This is a genomic window from Rothia sp. HMSC068F09 (assembly GCF_001812775.1).
Classification (GTDB): Bacteria; Actinomycetota; Actinomycetes; order Actinomycetales; family Micrococcaceae; genus Rothia; species Rothia mucilaginosa_A.
In genome coordinates, this window is the sequence record NZ_KV810424.1 from 162,758 (window position 1) to 180,356 (window position 17,599).

General features: G+C 59.8%; 12 protein-coding genes. 6 read left to right on the forward strand and 6 right to left on the reverse strand.

Going from position 1 to position 17,599, the window contains the following annotated elements:
• Positions 1-430 precede the first annotated feature (430 nt).
• The 3 genes from HMPREF2874_RS04545 to HMPREF2874_RS04555 form a co-directional block, all read right to left on the reverse strand.
• Positions 431-1,204, reverse strand: coding sequence for a transcriptional regulator FtsR (locus tag HMPREF2874_RS04545; RefSeq protein ID WP_049332614.1), 774 nt, complete (start codon positions 1,202-1,204; stop codon positions 431-433).
• A gap of 595 nt (positions 1,205-1,799) precedes the next feature.
• Positions 1,800-2,192 (reverse strand): glycine cleavage system protein GcvH, encoded by a 393-nt coding sequence (gene gcvH, locus HMPREF2874_RS04550; protein ID WP_049337538.1) that lies wholly within the window; start codon positions 2,190-2,192, stop codon positions 1,800-1,802.
• A gap of 333 nt (positions 2,193-2,525) precedes the next feature.
• A complete protein-coding gene (locus HMPREF2874_RS04555) occupies positions 2,526-6,017 on the reverse strand; it encodes a bifunctional proline dehydrogenase/L-glutamate gamma-semialdehyde dehydrogenase (protein ID WP_070649088.1) in 3,492 nt (1,163 codons plus the stop codon).
• Between the two features lie 513 nt (positions 6,018-6,530).
• Here HMPREF2874_RS04555 and HMPREF2874_RS04560 point away from each other — a divergent pair.
• Positions 6,531-7,457 carry a LysR family transcriptional regulator gene (locus HMPREF2874_RS04560; RefSeq protein ID WP_070543365.1) on the forward strand — a complete coding sequence of 309 codons (927 nt, stop codon included), beginning with the start codon at positions 6,531-6,533 and terminating at the stop codon, positions 7,455-7,457.
• 193 nt (positions 7,458-7,650) lie between these two features.
• Here the strand turns inward: HMPREF2874_RS04560 and HMPREF2874_RS04565 are convergent, their stop codons facing one another.
• The 3 genes from HMPREF2874_RS04565 to HMPREF2874_RS04575 form a co-directional block, all read right to left on the reverse strand.
• Entirely contained in the window at positions 7,651-8,448 is a 798-nt protein-coding gene (locus HMPREF2874_RS04565) for a transcriptional initiation protein Tat (RefSeq protein WP_070543367.1), read from the reverse strand.
• 11 nt (positions 8,449-8,459) lie between these two features.
• On the reverse strand, positions 8,460-9,836 hold the full coding sequence (locus tag HMPREF2874_RS04570) for a 6-pyruvoyl tetrahydrobiopterin synthase (protein WP_070635133.1): 1,377 nt from the start codon (positions 9,834-9,836) through the stop codon (positions 8,460-8,462).
• Positions 9,837-10,096: 260 nt separating this feature from the next.
• Positions 10,097-11,044 (reverse strand): sugar-binding transcriptional regulator, encoded by a 948-nt coding sequence (locus tag HMPREF2874_RS04575; RefSeq protein ID WP_070649089.1) that lies wholly within the window; start codon positions 11,042-11,044, stop codon positions 10,097-10,099.
• A 123-nt stretch (positions 11,045-11,167) separates the two neighbouring features.
• Between HMPREF2874_RS04575 and HMPREF2874_RS04580 the strand changes: the two genes are divergently transcribed.
• The 5 genes from HMPREF2874_RS04580 to HMPREF2874_RS04600 all read left to right on the forward strand — a co-directional run bounded on the left by HMPREF2874_RS04580 (position 11,168) and on the right by HMPREF2874_RS04600 (position 17,450).
• The gene (locus HMPREF2874_RS04580; protein ID WP_070649090.1) at positions 11,168-12,913 is read left to right on the forward strand and encodes a glycerol-3-phosphate dehydrogenase/oxidase; all 1,746 of its coding nucleotides are present in this window, start codon (positions 11,168-11,170) and stop codon (positions 12,911-12,913) included.
• A gap of 351 nt (positions 12,914-13,264) precedes the next feature.
• A complete protein-coding gene (locus tag HMPREF2874_RS04585; RefSeq protein ID WP_049332597.1) occupies positions 13,265-14,062 on the forward strand; it encodes an MIP/aquaporin family protein in 798 nt (265 codons plus the stop codon).
• Positions 14,063-14,104: 42 nt separating this feature from the next.
• On the forward strand, positions 14,105-15,661 hold the full coding sequence (gene glpK, locus HMPREF2874_RS04590) for a glycerol kinase GlpK (RefSeq protein ID WP_070649091.1): 1,557 nt from the start codon (positions 14,105-14,107) through the stop codon (positions 15,659-15,661).
• 680 nt (positions 15,662-16,341) lie between these two features.
• Positions 16,342-16,650, forward strand: coding sequence for an N-acyl-D-glutamate deacylase (locus HMPREF2874_RS04595; RefSeq protein ID WP_070649092.1), 309 nt, complete (start codon positions 16,342-16,344; stop codon positions 16,648-16,650).
• Between the two features lie 86 nt (positions 16,651-16,736).
• Positions 16,737-17,450 carry a methylated-DNA--[protein]-cysteine S-methyltransferase gene (locus tag HMPREF2874_RS04600; RefSeq protein ID WP_083309844.1) on the forward strand — a complete coding sequence of 238 codons (714 nt, stop codon included), beginning with the start codon at positions 16,737-16,739 and terminating at the stop codon, positions 17,448-17,450.
• Positions 17,451-17,599: the final 149 nt, after the last annotated feature.

Genomic DNA, 17,599 nt, shown 5'->3' on the forward strand with positions numbered 1-17,599 from the left:
CCCGCCCCCCCCCCCCCACAGCAAGCCCACGATATCCGCCCCAGGTAATCTCGCGGGCCGCCCCGAGGGCAAAGCTACCACCGAGTTACCATTCTTCGTCGGGTATCGAGCCTACGGGCCTCCGCCTCCACTCCCCCGGCCTTAAATAGCGAATGCGCGCCAATCCGGAGACTGGCACGCATTCGCCGCTGAGTTAAGTGAATAGCCTTTGGCAGGCCGGGAGCCCCTGGTATAGAAGCTCTTCGTGTTGGACGAAGGGGTAGAAATCCGCGTTTTAGAAGCGGCATCGTCCAAATCTTGGGAGTTACCACCCGCGCACGGACGGTAACCACGGGCTTACGCCACACAGGACGTATCCCCGGGGGAAGGGCAGATGACACCACCCGGTCGCGGCCGACTCCTTGAGGATCCGTGCCGCGGAGTCGCCCTCCTACTCGTAAGTAGGCATGGCCGACTCGACGAGAGTCGCATGCAGCTGCAGGCAGAGCTTGCGAATCTTATCGGCTCGGTCCTGTGCCTGAGCCTGCGACGCCGCATCGCGACGGGAGGCCAGGGGGGCCACGGCGATTTCCACGAGGGAAATCTCGCGATCAGCGGCCGACTTGAAGGCGCGCAGGTGACGAGGCTGAATACCGTGCTGGGTCAGTTCCGCGCTAACGCGGGCAATCAGCACGTCGTAGTCGGTGTACTCGTGGTCCGCTCCGTCTTCCAAAAGACCGAAGTCAATCAGGTCACGGATGAGCTCGGGAGTGGTGTTCGCGTACTCGGCCAACTCGCGTAGGGTGTAGGTACGGCCCTCCTGTGCGTTGGTACCGAGGACGCTGTCCAGGACTTCCTCGCTGACGGTGGTCGGCATGGAGTTCAGGACTCGACCGGCCTCCAGGTCATCCAGGTGCTGACGGATTACCTTCAGCGGCATGTAGTGATCGCGCTGCATGGTGAGGATGTAGCGCAGGCGCTCGATATCCGTCTGGGAGTACTTGCGGTATCCGGTTTCGGTACGGCTGGGATGCACCAGGCCTCGCTCCTCCAGGAATCGGATCTTGGAGGCGCTGATCCCGGGGAATTCCAGGTCGAGCTGGCTTAGAACCTGACCGATGGTTCGGCTCTTCACCTCGCGCGGGTTACGGTCAGAGGCACCGTGCTCCGCGCTGTCCAGTGCGGCCTCAGACTTGCTGAAGCCATCATCGATGCGTGAGGTCATCTATGTCTTTCGGGTATGTACCGGCCGATTACGTTACGCACCGAGTTGAGTGAGTAGTGCGCCCTTTCGAGGAAAAGGTATCGCTTCGTGCCGGTTGTCTTTGCTTCTTGTGTTGAGAGTGTGATAGATCGGCCCATTTGTTTATCACGAAATGATAAACCGTGAACCTTCCAGATAATCTTATAGCCTCACAAGGCATTTCGCTATTCAGAAGGGTCATTTCAAGCCCTTCTGAACCCCAAAAATAACCACAAATTCAAACACAATTCCGCAGTAACGGTACCAATTTTAGCAAGAAACCCGAAAGCTAAACATACCCTCCAAATATTGGACTGCTTTACGAGGAAAATTTTATCTTCTCGCGATGGTTGAAGTTTTCATCACATTTAACCTAAAAGAGCCCCCCACTTGGGGTTTAGCACTATTTCACCCTCCTTCAACGACTTCATAAACCCTCGCGAAGAACCTTAAAGATGCCCGTTTATTTGCGTTTGTGTGCATTTTAAAAGAAAAACGGCGAGACCAATCGGTCTCGCCGTCTCACCACTACATACCTCTTATCCGAGGCCTATAGAAGGTCTTAGAGTCTATCGACTTAGAGCTTGTCCAGCTCAGCCTTGTACGCCTCTGCATCCAGCAGGTTCGCCAGGTCATCAGCGTTCTCGGGGCGAATCTCAATGATCCAGCCCTCGCCGTAGGGATCGGAGTTAACCAGTGCGGGGTCATCCTCCAGGCCCTCGTTCACTGCGACAATCTCGCCCGCAATGGGAGCGAAAAGATCAGAGACAGACTTGGTGGACTCAATCTCACCGAAGCTATCCTCAGCAGCTACAGAATCGCCGACAGAGGGAAGGTCGACGTAGACGACGTCACCCAGTGCATCCTGAGCGTGGTCGGTAATACCAACACGTACGGTGCCCTCGGCGGTGAGAGCGGAAACCCACTCGTGCTCAGAAGTGTACGAGAGTTCTGCGGGAACGTTGCTCATAGCAGCGGTGTCCTTTCAGTGTGTTCTTGCGTAGCGCGGACCGTCCCGCGCACGGTGTCGTTCCGTATGTGGGATGACGGAACGTCCTACACCAATTATCACATAAGAAGTAACGCGGGGCACGTCCAAACACCCCCGTACCACTTCTATGACACTATATTTTCCTTATCCTATCTAACCGCTCAACAAGCGCCCCTTCCCAAGGCCCTAGAAGCACCCCTATTACTCACCTCCAGCAGGGAGCCATCAGACACACCAAAAGGCTCAGGGCCCCACACCATGATGGTGCAGGGCCCTGAGCCTTAGGCTAGAGAGCTAAACTCTCACAGCGCCTTAGCGGGAAGAAATGACGCGCTCGGAGAAGCGGTTCGGGTTACCGAAACGGTGTGCGGTAATCGAAACAGCCTGCTCGCGGAGGAAGGGCAGCATCTCGATACGGCCAGCCTCGGTGACGGGTGCGAAGTACACTGCAACGTCCGGGCGACCACCCAGTGCGGTGTAGAGGGACTTCTCATCGTTACCGATGTAGCGGATACGGGTGCCTTCCAGCGGGGTACCAGCCAGTGCGCGAACCGGGGTCTTAGCGTTCGAAGCCAGGTACTCGCGGAACTGAGCGTCCGACTTGACTTCGTACTTGATGCCCTTGTTCTCGAGGACGCCACGGACGTCGACCGGCAGGTCCTTACCGACGGACAGAGCAACCGGTGCGTTAGCTGCCAGACCGGCGAGCACAACGCGCAGGGTCTCTGCTGCGGATGCGGACTCGTCTGCACGAACCAGAACCTGGGTGGGTACGTAGCGCAGGATGTTGCGCTCCACGCCCAGCTTCGAGGGATCGTGGCCGAAGCCGAACTCGGTGTCCCAAGCGTGTGCGTCAGAGGAGACACCGCGCTTGATGAATGCGAAGTCCTCGCGCTTGCCCAGCTCGGAGTTCTCGATGGTAGCCAGGGTCTCGCGGACGGTCACGGACTGGGTGACAGCGGTTGCGGTTGCCTGTGCGGGCTCCCAATCGGACAGAGCGATCAGGTAGCTGGGGCCACCAGCCTTGGTACCGGAGCCAACGGTGGACTTCTTCCAACCGCCGAAGGGCTGACGCTGAACGATTGCACCGGTAATTGCACGGTTGACGTACAGGTTACCTGCCTGGACCTTGGAGAGCCACAGCTCGAGCTCGTCAGCATCCAGCGAGTGCAGACCTGCGGTCAGGCCGTAATCGGGTGCGTTCTGCAGCTCGATTGCCTCTTCCAGGGTGTCAGCGGTCATGATGCCCAGGATGGGGCCGAAGTATTCGGTCATGTGGTACTCGGAACCGGGCTTGACGCCTTCGCGAACACCGGGGCTCCACAGGCGACCGGTCTCGTCCAGTTCCTTGGGCTGGATGAGCCAGCGCTCGCCCGGGCCGAGGGTGGTCAGACCGCGCAGCAGCTTCTCTTCCGGCTTCTGAACAACGGGGCCCATCTCGGACTCGATGTCCTGCGGGTGTGCCACGTGCAGGGAGCTGACAGAGTCAATCAGCTGACGACGGAAACGCTCGGACTGTGCAACGGAGCCAACCAGGATGACGGTCGAACCAGCGGAGCACTTCTGACCTGCGTGACCGAATGCCGAGTAGACGACGTCCTTGACGGCGAGGTCGATGTCAGCGTTCGGGGTGACGATGATGGAGTTCTTACCCGAGGTCTCACCGAACAGGGGCAGGTCATCACGCCAGGAGCGGAAGAGCTCAGCGGTCTCGTAACCACCGGTCAGGATCAGGCGGTCAACCTCGGGGTGCGAGATGAGCAGCTTACCTGCAGCGCGGTCAACAACCTTGACGAGCTTCAGAACTTCCTTGGGAACGCCTGCATCCCACATGATCTCTGCGATCAGGGCACCGGTGCGAGCGGTGATGGTTGCGGGCTTGAAGATGACAGCAGAACCTGCAGCCAGACCAGCCAGAACACCACCGGCGGGAATAGCGGTCGGGAAGTTCCACGGGGGAACAACCAGGGTCAGGTCAACAGACTTGGGCTTTGCGCCGTCGATCTTCTCGAGGTCCTCAGCCAGCATTGCGTAGTAGTATGCGAAGTCGATTGCCTCGGAGACCTCGGTGTCGCCCTGCTCCAGGGTCTTGCCAGCCTCAGCTGCCATAACCTCCAGCAGGTCACCGCGGCGCAGTGCGATAGCCTTACCGACCTTGCGCAGAATCTCTGCACGCTCGTGGCCGGAGAGCTTGCCCCATGCCTTACCAGCTTCCTCAGTTTCCTTGATCAGCTTCTCAGCGTCAGCTTCGCTGGTCAGCTCGTTAGCCTTGAGGGTTTCGATGCCCAGCTTGGTGGTCTTGGAACGCTCGAGGATTGCGCGGCCCCACTCGCGGTTACCGGAGAGTGCAGGGTCGGTGTCGGGGGTGTTCTCGAAGCGGCCTGCCGGTACGAAGACGTTGTCCTCGTTCTCGGTCAGACGGTTCTGGGTGCGCTTGGATGCGGGAACCTCGTCGGTGACGGAGTTCAGCGCACGCATGAAGCGGTCCTCTTCGCGCTTGAAGATGGACTCGTCGGTTGCCAGGTCGAAGATACCGGACATGAAGTTCTCGGAGGAAGCGTTCTCCTCGAGACGACGGATCAGGTATGCGATAGCAACGTCGAATTCCTTGGGGTTCACGACGGGCACGTACAGCAGCAGGTGGCCAACGCGACGGCGGATGATCTCTGCCTGCTGCTCAGCCATACCGATCAGCATCTCGAACTCGACGCGATCCTTAACACCGCGGTCCTCGGACAGCAGCAGTGCGAAAGCAACGTCGAAGAGGTTGTGGCCTGCAATACCGAGGCGGATGTTCTTCACGTGCTCGGGGCGCAGTGCGTAGTCCAGAACGCGCTTGTAGTTGGTGTCAGCAGCCTGCTTGGTGTCCCAGGTGGTCAGCGGCCAGCCGTGCATAACAGCTTCCACGATTTCCATGGAGAGGTTTGCACCCTTAACCAGACGGACCTTGACGCCTGCGCCGCCAGCAGCAACGCGCTTTGCAGCCCACTCCTGCAGGTGCTGCATTGCAGCCAGGGTGTCGGGCAGGTATGCCTGGAGCACGATGCCTGCTTCCAGGTCCTTCAGCTGGGGCTGGTCCAGGATCTTGGTGAATACCTCAATGGTGAGGTCCAGGTCCTTGTACTCCTCCATGTCCAGGTTGATGAACTTCTTGGGGGAGGAAGAAGCAGCCAGCTCGTACAGCGGGGTCAGGCGGCGAACAGCAGTCTCAACAACCTCGTCGAATGCCCAGTGCTGGTGGGGGCCGGAAACTGCGGACACCTTGATGGAGACGTAGTCAACGTCGTCACGTGCCAGCAGGCGCTTGGTCTCAGCCAGGCGGTGCTCTGCTTCCTTGTCACCCAGAACTGCTTCACCGAGTAGGTTAACGTTCAGGCGGTTACCGGTCTTGGTCAGCTCTGCGATAGCGTCGCCCAGCTTCTCCTCAGAAGCGTCAACAATCAGGTGACCGACCATCTCGCGCAGCACGCGACGTGCAACGGGAACGGTGGGCCATGCAACCTTGCCAGCCAGCTTGCCGCCGAAGCCAACAGCGGACTTCATGTACCAGGGCAGGAAGGAAGGTGCCAGGCCAGCGATGCGGGACAGGTTACGACCGGAGACGTTGTCATCCTCGGGGCGAATCACGCCATCGACGAAGCCGACGGTGAAGGGAAGACCGTTCGGGTCCTTCAGAACGCCTGCCAGCTGCTCAGCCGCGAAGGTGGGCTTGATCGACTGGGACTCGTTTACCCACTGACGAACAAGCTGACGAGCTTCCAGAGCCATCTTCTGGTAGTGCTCAGATGCGAAAGGATGGGTCATCCTTGACTCCTAACTATCTTACTGTGTGCGGTGCACACCACGTTTGGCGATGTCTCTATTTCACCACAAAAGGGTAATAAATACCTCATTAGAAAAACTGAATGTTTTTTCCAAAATTCATTTAGATTTTCTTAATGATTGTGCGGTGAGGTTTTCACCCCGCGCCCCTTACGAACCTCCTGCTCGAAGAGACGAGGTGAAGTTTGTAGCGACATCGCTATCCATCCCTCTCAGGCTAGCACTTTCAGAGCGCAAATATCGAACCCATTTCGCAACAAACGAACACCTCAAAACCATTCCCAGAAGCATCTTCACCCCCGAGGATCATCCCATCAACGCGAAAATACTCGCTACACAAGCCAACATGCCACCATCCCACTTCAAGCGTCTCAAAAAGAGCCGGCCGAAAGCCCGCGCGGTACCATAGACAAGAGTCCACGATGAGAGACGCGCCACGGAAGAGTTCGGGAGCACAACCCACCCGAACAACCGGGCGCACCAGGGAGGAAAAACGTGTCAATCTACGATATCCGACGCATGCAAATGCTCCTCGAAATCCAAGAACGCGGCACCGTCATCGCCGCAGCCGAAGCACTCAGCCTCACCCCCTCCGCCGTCTCCCAGCAAATCGCCACCCTCGAAAAAGAAACCGGCACCCCGCTGCTGCAGCGCATCGGCAGGCGCGTACAGCTCACCAGCGCCGGACTCATCATCGTCGACAGCGCCCGCAGCATCCTGCGCGAACTCGACCGCATGCAAACCTCCGTCGCCAACCTCACCGGCGAACCGGCTGGCATGGTACGCCTCGCCATCTTCCAGTCCGCCGCCTTCGCACTGCTACCGGAAACCCTCAGCTACCTTGCCGAACACGCACCCGCACTCACCCTGCAGGTGTTGCAAATCGACCCCGAAACCGGCACCTCCCTAACCCGAAGCCGCGAATACGACATGGTGCTCTCCGAAGCTTACCCGCACCACCACATCCCCGAATACCCCGAACTACACTCCGAACTGCTCACCGAAGACCCACTCAGTCTCATCGTGCCCAGTACCTCCACCATCACCTCAATCGAGGAAGCGCACGCACTGCCCTGGGTTCTCGAAATGGAACAGAACACCTCCCGCAGCTGGGCGCTCAACCAGTGCCGCACCGCAGGATTCGAGCCGGTCATCCGCTACAGCGCCAATGACATGATTACGAACTCCAACCTCGTCAAAGCAGGATTCGCCGTCACCATCGTGCCCGGATTCATCCTCTCCTCCCTCTCCACCACCGAGGGGCTACGCATCGTAGAGCTACCCGGCAAGCCCTGCCGCAAAATCTTTACCGCCGTACGCCGAGAGTCCGCCGCCAACCCCGCCATCGCCATGGTGCGCGAAGCACTGCACCACGCGGTCAAGGTAGCATTCGGCGAACACGAAAAGACCGAAACCGTATAGGAAAAATCAGCCGCCACCCATGCCGGCGCGCTAGACGACACAAAGGTCGGGGCCGTTCCCACGAACGACCCCGACCTTTCACCATGCCTTTTTGAACAGGCGCCTATATATAGAGGTATAAAAGCACACAACAGCGGAGCTACTCCCCCGCCGTGCCCCTCCTTCGTAGGAGCCATAGGAGCCAGCTTAACTGCTAGTTCAGCGAAGCCACCACAGCCGGGCTCTGCACCTCGTAGAACGAAGAGGACAAACCGGCTGCCGTCATATCCAGCACAGCGCTCACATGAACCTGCTTCAACGCAGAACCGGCAACACCCGAAGCCACCTGATAATTCAGCTGAACATCCAGGCGATGACCGCGAGGAATAGCGGTACGCAACTCCAGAACATTCTCGCTACCGGCACCAGCCTGACCGGTCTGCTCGCTACGGCGCACCGCATCAAGATTCAGAGCATCCACAGGAGCCACCAAAGCCGAAGCGCCCAGGATACCCGAAGGCAACACCGCCTGACCCGAGGTAACACGAAGAGTCACCGCGGGATTCAACAACAAACCGGTCTTCGGATCCTGCGCGCGAGCGCGCACCATCAGGCGAGTACCCACCGGCAGCGTCGAATTACCCTCGTTAATAATGCTCAGGCGAGTCGGCAAATTCCGGAAAGCAACAGTACGCGCCGGCTGACTCTGCATAGACACAGCCTGCACACCAGACGTTGCCTTCAACTCCAGGCGGATGCACGACTCGTTATAGCGCATCGGCACCTGCATCAGCGCAGAACTCGCCGCGCCACCGTGCTGTCCACCGCCGCCGCGCTGCCCGCCACGCTGTCCACCAGGACGCTGGGTCACCGGGCTCACGCGAGCGCGCTTACCGCCCGAACGAGTTGCCGCCTCCGCAGCACTCACGCCGCCAGCCACGAGGGCAGCCGAAGCGCCCGCAACCTTCAACGCGGTACGGCGAGAAGCGTTCATCAGATTATTCTTAGTCATTTTCTACTCCCCTAAGCCTTCGCGATACGGTACACGCCGCTAATCGTGCCCTGCCACCAGGTGCCGTAACGGTCAATCGTGCCCACCATCTGCAGGGTGTCACCACCGCCAAGCAGCAGGCTCACGTGCTGAGGCAGGCGCTGCTCGTGCATCGTCTTACCGGTTTCCATGTCCAGCGCGACAGCCCACGCGTAGGCGCCATTCGCCAAACCAGCCGGACCGCGGCGACGCTCACAGGTGTAAATCAGCCCGTCGGCGGCGGAATAGCGAGGAACAGCCGAAGAGTACACATCCTTACGATCCCAAATCTTACGCAGACCGCGGTCGGTAATATCCCAACGCTCCATACCGGGAGCAAAAAGCGCGTTCGCAGGCACCGACGGACCGGCGCCCTCCGGGTACTTCGGGTAGGGGTAGCCGTAGGTGCTTGCACCGACCATCGTGTTACCCACACCGATCATGGAGTTCTCAGTGCCAGAGGTACCGGCAGTAAACAGGCCGGCGCTACCGACCTTCGCGCCATTATTGGTGCGGTACACAATGACCGACTCCTGAATATCAGAGTTATCGGTCAGCATCACGTAATCGGAGCCGTTCGGACCAAAGAACGTCGGGGAGGCACCGGAGCCCCACGCGAGCTTACCCGGCTTGCGGGCGCTACCGCGGTCATAGGCATGCCACCATTTGAGGACGGGGGCACCGGTTGCGGTAGCGTTCAGCATATAAATCGCGTGGGAGGTCACCACGCTCACACCCTGCGGGCACGCCGAAATCGAGTTATCGATACGCTCACCAGCAATCGACGCCTTATTCAGACGCATAGAACGAATCGTGCCGCGGGCAGAGTCAATCACCGCAATGTAACCGTTCTTCGTGGCAACCCAAATGCGACCGGACCAGTCGGGCACCAGGCCAACCACAGCGTCATTGGCGCTCTGGGCGAGCATGCGGCTCAGGTCAATACGCTCATCAACTCGGATGCTGCGTCCGTCAGCAGAGTGGGAGAGGCGCAGCAGGCACTGAGAGCCATCCACCAGAACCATGCGGTCCTGCGCGTCAAGGTAGGCATACACACCACCGAGCAGCGCGCCCTTCGGGATGTCCAAGTGGGAGAGCTCGCGGCCGGTATGAGGGTCAAGGATAGAGAGCTTCGGGGTGATGAACTCGCCGTGGGCGAAGACCTGGGTGCAGAGCACCTGAATGAAGCCGTCGCGTCCGGCAAGGATCGTCGGGCAGGCGCCGCCGAGCTTCGTGCCGGTAATCTTCCAGTCGCCAGCGCCGGGGCCGGCAAGAGGAGTAGCGTCAGAGGACTGGGCATCACCGTGCATCGTGGTAATGCCGGGTGCGCCCAGGTGCGGATTCGCCTGGGCGTTATAGGTGGGGGTCATGGTTGGTTCTTTCTAACGGTGAGTGGCGCACACCTTCATTGGATTCAATGGAGTGCACTAATATGCACTTTCACATGCGCAAACGTTTCACATTGTAGGGTCAGAAAACAGTTTTTGACGACACTAAAGGGCACCTTGAAACATTGTTCAGGCGGCGCTTGAGAGCTTCACCAGGAAAACTCTCAGCACTACCCTTTCAGATCAAGGTGCCCCTTTAACCCATCACTACGGGCTCTCATACCCGCGGCGATTATTTTTAGCTACTTCTCCATGAGCGCCTTTGCCAGGGCATCATCAAGAACCAAATCGGTAATCGCACCCGTACGCAACGCACCGCGCAAAGCACGCACACGGTGAGTACCGGACGCAACGCAAATACGGCGCGGAATACGAGCCAGCTCCTTCGGAGTCGGACCAGACGCACGCTTATTCAACTCAAGATCAGCCCACGAGCCGTCCTCACGCAGAAGAATCGTGCACATATCCCCCACAACGCCCAACTCACGCAACTGACGCTGCTCCTGCACCTCAAAATAGCCACCCGAATACACGTGAGAAGGAATAGGTCCGCCAAAAGCACCCACGCCAAAAATAGCAAGGTCAACATTCTGCTGGGCATGCAGATTCTTCTGCACGCTACGCTCACGCCACATGGCAGTCTTCGTGTCCGCATAGTCAAAGAACGCGGGAACCGGAAAATGGATAGTCTGCGCATCATAGGCATTCACCAGCTGCCCCAGCAGGGAACCCAGGTACGGAATGCCCGAATGGTGAGCGTTACCGGCACCGTTCATCTGCACCACAGTCACGCCCTTCAGCGGGCGGCGCGGCAGATGACGAGAAATCTCAGTCATCGTTGAACCCCACGCCACACCCAGGCTCGTTCCATTGTCAACCAGGGAATCAAGTAGAGCCGCCGCAGTACGGGATACCTGGCTCATGCGGGCAATGGGGGTGGCGTCCGAACGGACATTCACGAGGGTAACGCGCACCTTATAGCGCTCACCGATGCGGCGCTCAAGCTCGCTACGGGCGCGGAAGGAATCATCTAGACGGATCTGCACCATGCCGCTTTCACGAGCACTTTTAAGGAGGCGCGATACAGTGGCGCGGGAGACTCCCAGACGAGCCGCGATAGCATCCATCGTCATGTTGTGGATGTAGTACAGCTGCGCTGCCTCATAGGTATGGTTAGCGCGTTCGTTCATCTGCCACAGACCCCCAGTGAAAATCCGTTCATACTGCTTGGTTATTATTTCACCATTGGGTTTTACTAAATGCAAGATGAAACCCCCACGCCGCACAAGCGGCAATACAGGAAAGAGCAGTACATGAGCTCCCAGCACATTGCACAGCAGTCTCAGCTGACCGCCGAGTCCCGCGCCAAGGCGCTCAAGAGCATGGTCAACGAAGAACTCGACATCTTGGTCGTCGGCGGCGGCATCACCGGTGCAGGCATTGCCCTCGACGCAGCAACCCGCGGTCTGCGCACCGGTATCGTCGAAGCAGGCGACTGGGCTGCAGGCACCAGCGCATGGTCTTCCAAGCTCGTTCACGGCGGCCTGCGCTACCTCTACAACCTCGACTTCAAGCTCGTGACCGAAGCACTGACCGAGCGCGGCCTGCTGCTGAACAAGATCGCACCCCACCTGGTGCACGCACAGCCCTTCCTGTGGCCCCTGAAGATGCCCGTCATCGAGCGCGCATACTCCGCAATCGGCATCGGCATGTACGACACCCTCGCATTCCTCGGTTCCCGCGGCAACAAGGGCGTCCCCTCCCAGCGTCACTTCACCAAGACCGGCACCAAGGCCGTCTTCCCCGACATCAAGGACTCCGCATTCAGCGGCGCAATCCAGTTCTACGATGCACGCGTTGACGACGCACGCCTCGTCATCGACGTCGTCCGCACCGCTGCAGGCTACGGCGCACTGGCTGCATCCCGCACCCAGGTTGTCGGCTTCACCAAGGATGCATCCGGCCGCGTCATCGGCGCAGAGCTGGCAGACTTGGAGACCGGCGAGCGCCTGAACGTACGCGCAAAGCACATCATCAACGCAACCGGTGTGTGGACCGAAGAGTCCGAGTCCCTGGCTAACCCCGATGCAGGCCTGGAGGTTCTCGCATCCAAGGGTATCCACATCGTGGTTCCTCGCGACCGCATCAACGCAACCAGCGGTATCTTCACCAAGACCGAAAAGTCTGTTCTCTTCATCATCCCCTGGCAGCGTTACTGGATCATCGGTACCACCGACACCCCCTACACCGAGGACCGCGAGCGCCCCGTCGCCACCAGCAAGGACATCGACTACGTGCTGATGCAGGCGAACAAGCTGATCGCTAACCCGCTGACCCGCGAAGACATCATCGGCACCTACACCGGCCTGCGCCCGCTGCTGCAGCCCAAGGTAAAGGACGGCGCAGCATCCACCAAGGTTTCCCGCGAGCACACCGTGACCGAGGTTGCACCCGGCATGAGCGCAATCGCAGGCGGCAAGCTCACCACCTACCGTGTCATGGCTGCCGACGCTGTCGACTTCGCGCTGGGCGAGCAGGCTAAGCAGAACCCCTCCGTGACCGCCAACATCGGCCTGGTCGGTGCAGACGGCTACCACGCAATCGCTGCTAACCGTGCACGCTACGCAGAGCGTTACGGCTGGGATGAGGACCGTATCACCCACTTGCTCGAGCGTTACGGCGCGCAGATTGAGGACCTCGGCGCTCTCATCGACGCTGACCCCTCCCTCGGTGCTCCCCTGGCTAAGGCACCCCAGTTCCTGCGTGCAGACGTCGTCTTCGCTGTCCGCTACGAAGGCGCCCTGCACCTGGAGGACGTGCTGGTCCGCCGCGTACGCCTCGACCTCGAGCAGCGCGACCGCGGCCTGGCAGCAGCAGACGAAATCCTCGACATCATGCGTGCCGAGCTCGGCTGGGACGACAAGAAGGTCAAGGAAGAGCGCGACCTCTACGCCGCACGCGTGCAGGCTATCCGCGAGGCGGAGTCCACCTCCACCGACGCCGAGGCTTCGGCCAAGATTGAGGCCGTCCCCGCGGTTGGTCCCCGCATCAAGCTCTAATCGCTAGAGATTCCACACCCCTCGTAACCGGTTCACCCGGTACGAACCTGCCGCCCTCCCCTCACAGGGCATGGACTAGTCCAAATCCTGTCAGGGGAGGACGAAAGGTGAGGTAACCGTTACGATATTCCCCTTACTAAAACCCCAACTCAAGAAGTAGAAACCCATCAACGGGTCCGTTCCCCAGATACATTCTGCTTCTTACCCCATTTTTACCAACTTGTTCGTAGCAATCCGCTACGTATATCAGCACAGCGTTGTGCCCCGATCCGCCCGTGCGGTGAGGACGCACGGGAATGCGCAAGCAAAGGTTCGCTTGCCTTCCAGACGCTTCGTCTTCAAGGAGCATCAATGTCTCTTCTTGCTTCCGCAGGAACTGTACTTGCAGCCGGCTCTTCCGCTCTCGTGGATGCATCCGGCGCCCCCACCACCCTCGGAATCTTCGCTTCCGAGTTCTTCGGTACCTTCATCCTGATTCTGCTCGGTGCCGGCGTATGCGCCGCAGTGACCCTCAAGAAGTCCTACGCTAAGGACGCAGGCTGGGGTGTTATCACCTTCGGATGGGGTCTGGCAGTGTTCACCGCCGTGTACCTCTCCTTCCATTCCGGTGCACACCTGAACCCCGCAGTGACCGTCGGCCTGGCAACCGCAGGCCGCGACCTGGCAACCGGTGTTCCCGCAACCGCAGGCAACATCGCCCTGTACATCATCGCTCAGATGCTCGGCGCAATGGCCGGCGCAACCGGAGCGTACCTCACCTACAAGAAGCACTTCGATGAGGACCCGGGCGACCGCCTCGGCATCTTCGCAACCGGCCCCGCCATCAAGTCCTACGGCTGGAACTTGCTCACCGAGATTATCGGCACCTTCGTCCTGATTGGCTGGATCATCGCATCCGGTAAGACCCCCGCCCAGACTGGCCCCTTGGCTGTTGCCCTGGTCGTTGTATCCATCAGTATGAGCCTCGGTGGCGCAACCGGTTCCGCTATCAACCCCGCACGTGACCTCGGCCCCCGTATCGCCTACACCTTCCTGCCCATCCCCGGTAAGACCGGTTCCAACTGGTCTTACGCATGGGTTCCGGTTGTTGGCCCAATCATCGGCGCTATCCTCGCAGGCCTGATCGTTCCGGCAGTTCTGCCCCTCTAAACCTCTCTAATACCCCCGTTCTTTTGTTCTAAGGAAAAATCAATGACGACTTCTCTGCACTCCGCAACCCTCAACGTCGAACGCAAGTACATCCTCTCCATCGACCAGGGCACCACCAGCTCCCGCGCGATCCTGTTCAACAAGGCGGGCGAGAACGTGGCTCAGGGCCAGCTCGAGCACGAGCAGATCTTCCCCAAGGCCGGCTGGGTCGAGCACAACGCAACCGAAATTTGGCAGAACGTCCGTAAGGTCGTAGCAATGGCTATGGCAAACGGCGAAGTCAACCACCACGAAATCGCTGCAGTCGGCATCACCAACCAGCGCGAAACCACCGTCGTGTGGGACAAGAACACCGGTGAGCCCGTCTACAACGCAATCGTCTGGCAGGACACCCGCACCCAGGAAATCGTTGAAGAGCTCGCAGGCGAAGAGGGCGTTGGCAAGTACCACGACATCGTCGGCCTGAACCTCTCTACCTACTTCTCCGGCCCCAAGATCAAGTGGATCCTGGACAACGTTGAAGGCGCACGCGAGCGCGCAGAACGCGGCGACCTGCTCTTCGGCAACACCGACACCTGGCTGGTCTGGAACCTGACCGGTGGTGTTGACGGCGGCGTGCACGTCACCGACGTAACCAACGCATCCCGCACCCTGCTGATGGACATCCGCACCCTCGAATGGGATCCGCAGATTGCTGCAGATATGGGTATCCCCATGAGCATGCTGCCCGAGATCAAGTCCTCCTCCGAGGTGTACGGCTTCGGTCGCGCAACCGGTCTGCTCAGCGGCACCCCCATCGCGGGTATCCTCGGCGACCAGCAGGCTGCAACCTTCGGTCAGGCTTGCTTCGAGAAGGGCATGGCGAAGAACACCTACGGTACCGGTAACTTCATGCTCATGAACACCGGCAACGAGCCCGTCTTCTCCAACAATGGTCTGCTGACCACCGTCGCATACAAGATTGGCGATGCAGCACCCGTCTACGCTCTGGAAGGCTCGGTCGCAATGAGCGGCTCCCTGATCCAGTGGCTGCGCGACAACCTGCGCATGATTGAGCACGCTGCAGAGTCTGAGGAACTGGCCACCTCCGTCAAGGACTCCGGCGGCTGCTACGTTGTTCCCGCATTCTCCGGCCTGTTCGCACCTCACTGGCGTTCCGACGCTCGCGGCGTCATCGTTGGTCTGACCCGCTACGTGAACCGTGCACACATCGTGCGTGCGGCGCTGGAAGCAACCGCATTCCAGACCCGCGAGGTTCTGGACGCAATGAACGCTGACTCCGGTGTTGAGCTCTCCGAGTTGCGCGTGGACGGCGGCATGACCGCTAACGAGTTCCTCATGCAGTTCCAGGCTGACATCCTCGGCGTTCCCGTAATCCGCCCGAAGGTTGTTGAGACCACCGCTCTGGGCGCAGCATACGCTGCAGGTATCGCTGTTGGTTTCTGGAGCGGCGAGCAGGACGTTGTGGACAACTGGGCTGAGGACAAGCGCTGGCTGCCCTCCATGGAGCCCGCCGAGGTTGAGCGCCAGTACCGTCTGTGGAAGAAGGCTGTCTCCCGCACCCTCGAGTGGGTTGACGAGGACGTTCCGACTGCCTAATCAATCTGGAGCGCTGGCGTTCGTTTAGCGCTCTTTCCCTCAAGCATGTGCTAGGGCCGGGCACCCGCTACGGGTGCCCGGCCCTTTCGCATACCCTTTCAACTGTGGAAGGCACCCCGCACTGGGGCCTAGGACCGAGAGAGCGGCCGATGTCCCAGTGCCTCAGCGCCAGACCTTTTATGACGTAGCGTTTAGCGTTTGTTGCAAGGCAATTTCTAATACTCTCAATGCCGTTGTAACGTTAGTGAATGTAGATGTAGCATCTTCCGGTGATTACATAATGCTGCGCTGTTCGTGAGGTGTCAGTGTCGCACGGGTCTTTTGCATGGTTTTCATGCGTTTCCCCGCTGGATTCACCGGTTCGCGCTATTGCTGCATGTACAGCTCCTATCGCCGTCCGCCGCGCCGTCTCGTACGCCGCGGCGGACGGGTCTTTAACCGCCCGGCCGGCATCACCCCGGGCAAACATTCCGCCTTCATCTTGCGATACGGACTGCCGCAACGGCCCGTCGTTGCCCGCCTTCTCTGTCTATTGAAAGCGCCGTACAATGGATATATCAGCAAATAGGGGCGCGCTCATGGTCATCGATAACGATAGGCGCGCACACGATGCATACCGATGTTTACCGTAGCGGAGCATAGGCTCCCGAAAGGAGGAAGCGGCTTAGGCCGCGCCACCCATGGTCGATGTTCGTCGCCGCAAGCTTGCCATTATCGCCATGAACGTTTCGGTTCTCGCCGCCGCACTATCCTGGCTACTCGTTATCTTCTCGCTGATTTATTCCGCCGCGGCCGTACCCTGGGCCCTTGGCGTGGCTATTGTTCTGAGCGTGATTGGTGCTTACGCCATCTACCGCTATTACTCTAAGTACTCGCATGTGCTCCCCGTTGAGGACCCCGATGCGCACGACGTGCTCGGTCACGATCTGCACTCGACTCACCTGCCGCACCTGCACCACGAGCATAAGGATGCGCAGCCCGAGCACTAGGATGACGGCGCACAAGTGCCCCTCCCCTATGATGGATGGAGGGGCACCGCCCTTTAACCGCGCCCGCAAGCCCACCGAGGAAGACCATGACCGAAGCGACCGCATCCCCGCACTCGCAGGATCCCCAGCCCGCCGATCTCCCAACGGGTGAAGCCCCGTCAGTCGAAAACCCACCCGCCGAGATTCAGCCCCCGCACATCGCGCCGCCGGCTTCGGAGGAAGAGGAAACTGCACGATGGTACACCCGGTACGACAGCCCCGTCGGCACGCTCTACATCGCGGCCAAGGCCGACGCCATCACGGGCCTCTGGTACGAGGAGCAGAAGCACTTCCCTCTCCCCCACGAGCTGGGCACACGCATCGAAAATCATGAGGCCTACCTGCGAGAACACGGCACGGTGGAAGATGACGAACCGGCCGGCGAATACGCCGCCGCACAGCTACTCGCGCTGGCTTGTACGCAACTGGACGAGTACTTCACCCGCGAGCGCACATCCTTTGACCTCCCTCTCGACCCGGAGGGCACGGACTTTCAGCTCATCGTCTGGGAGCATCTAAAGACCGTCCCGGCCGGGTACACCACCACGTACGGCGCCATTTCGCGGGCCGTGGGTCCGGGAGCCCCCGCGCAAGCGGTGGGCCAGGCTGTGGGCCGCAATAAGATTTCCATCATGATCCCCTGCCATCGCGTGGTTGGTGCCGACGGTAGCATGACCGGCTACGCCGGAGGCGTGGACCGCAAGCGTTTCCTGCTGGCTCTGGAGGAGCCCGCCGAGGTGCGGGAGGCGCGGCTCTTCTAACGCCAGCTGCGTTCGTCGGGCGAGACAGGGCTGAAGAAAGAATCCGCGCAGAGGGTGGGATGTACACCGCTTATCGGTGGGCATCCCACCCTTTTTGCCTACCCATATTCCTGCACTCGTATTCGATTCCAAGCCCTCACACAACACTG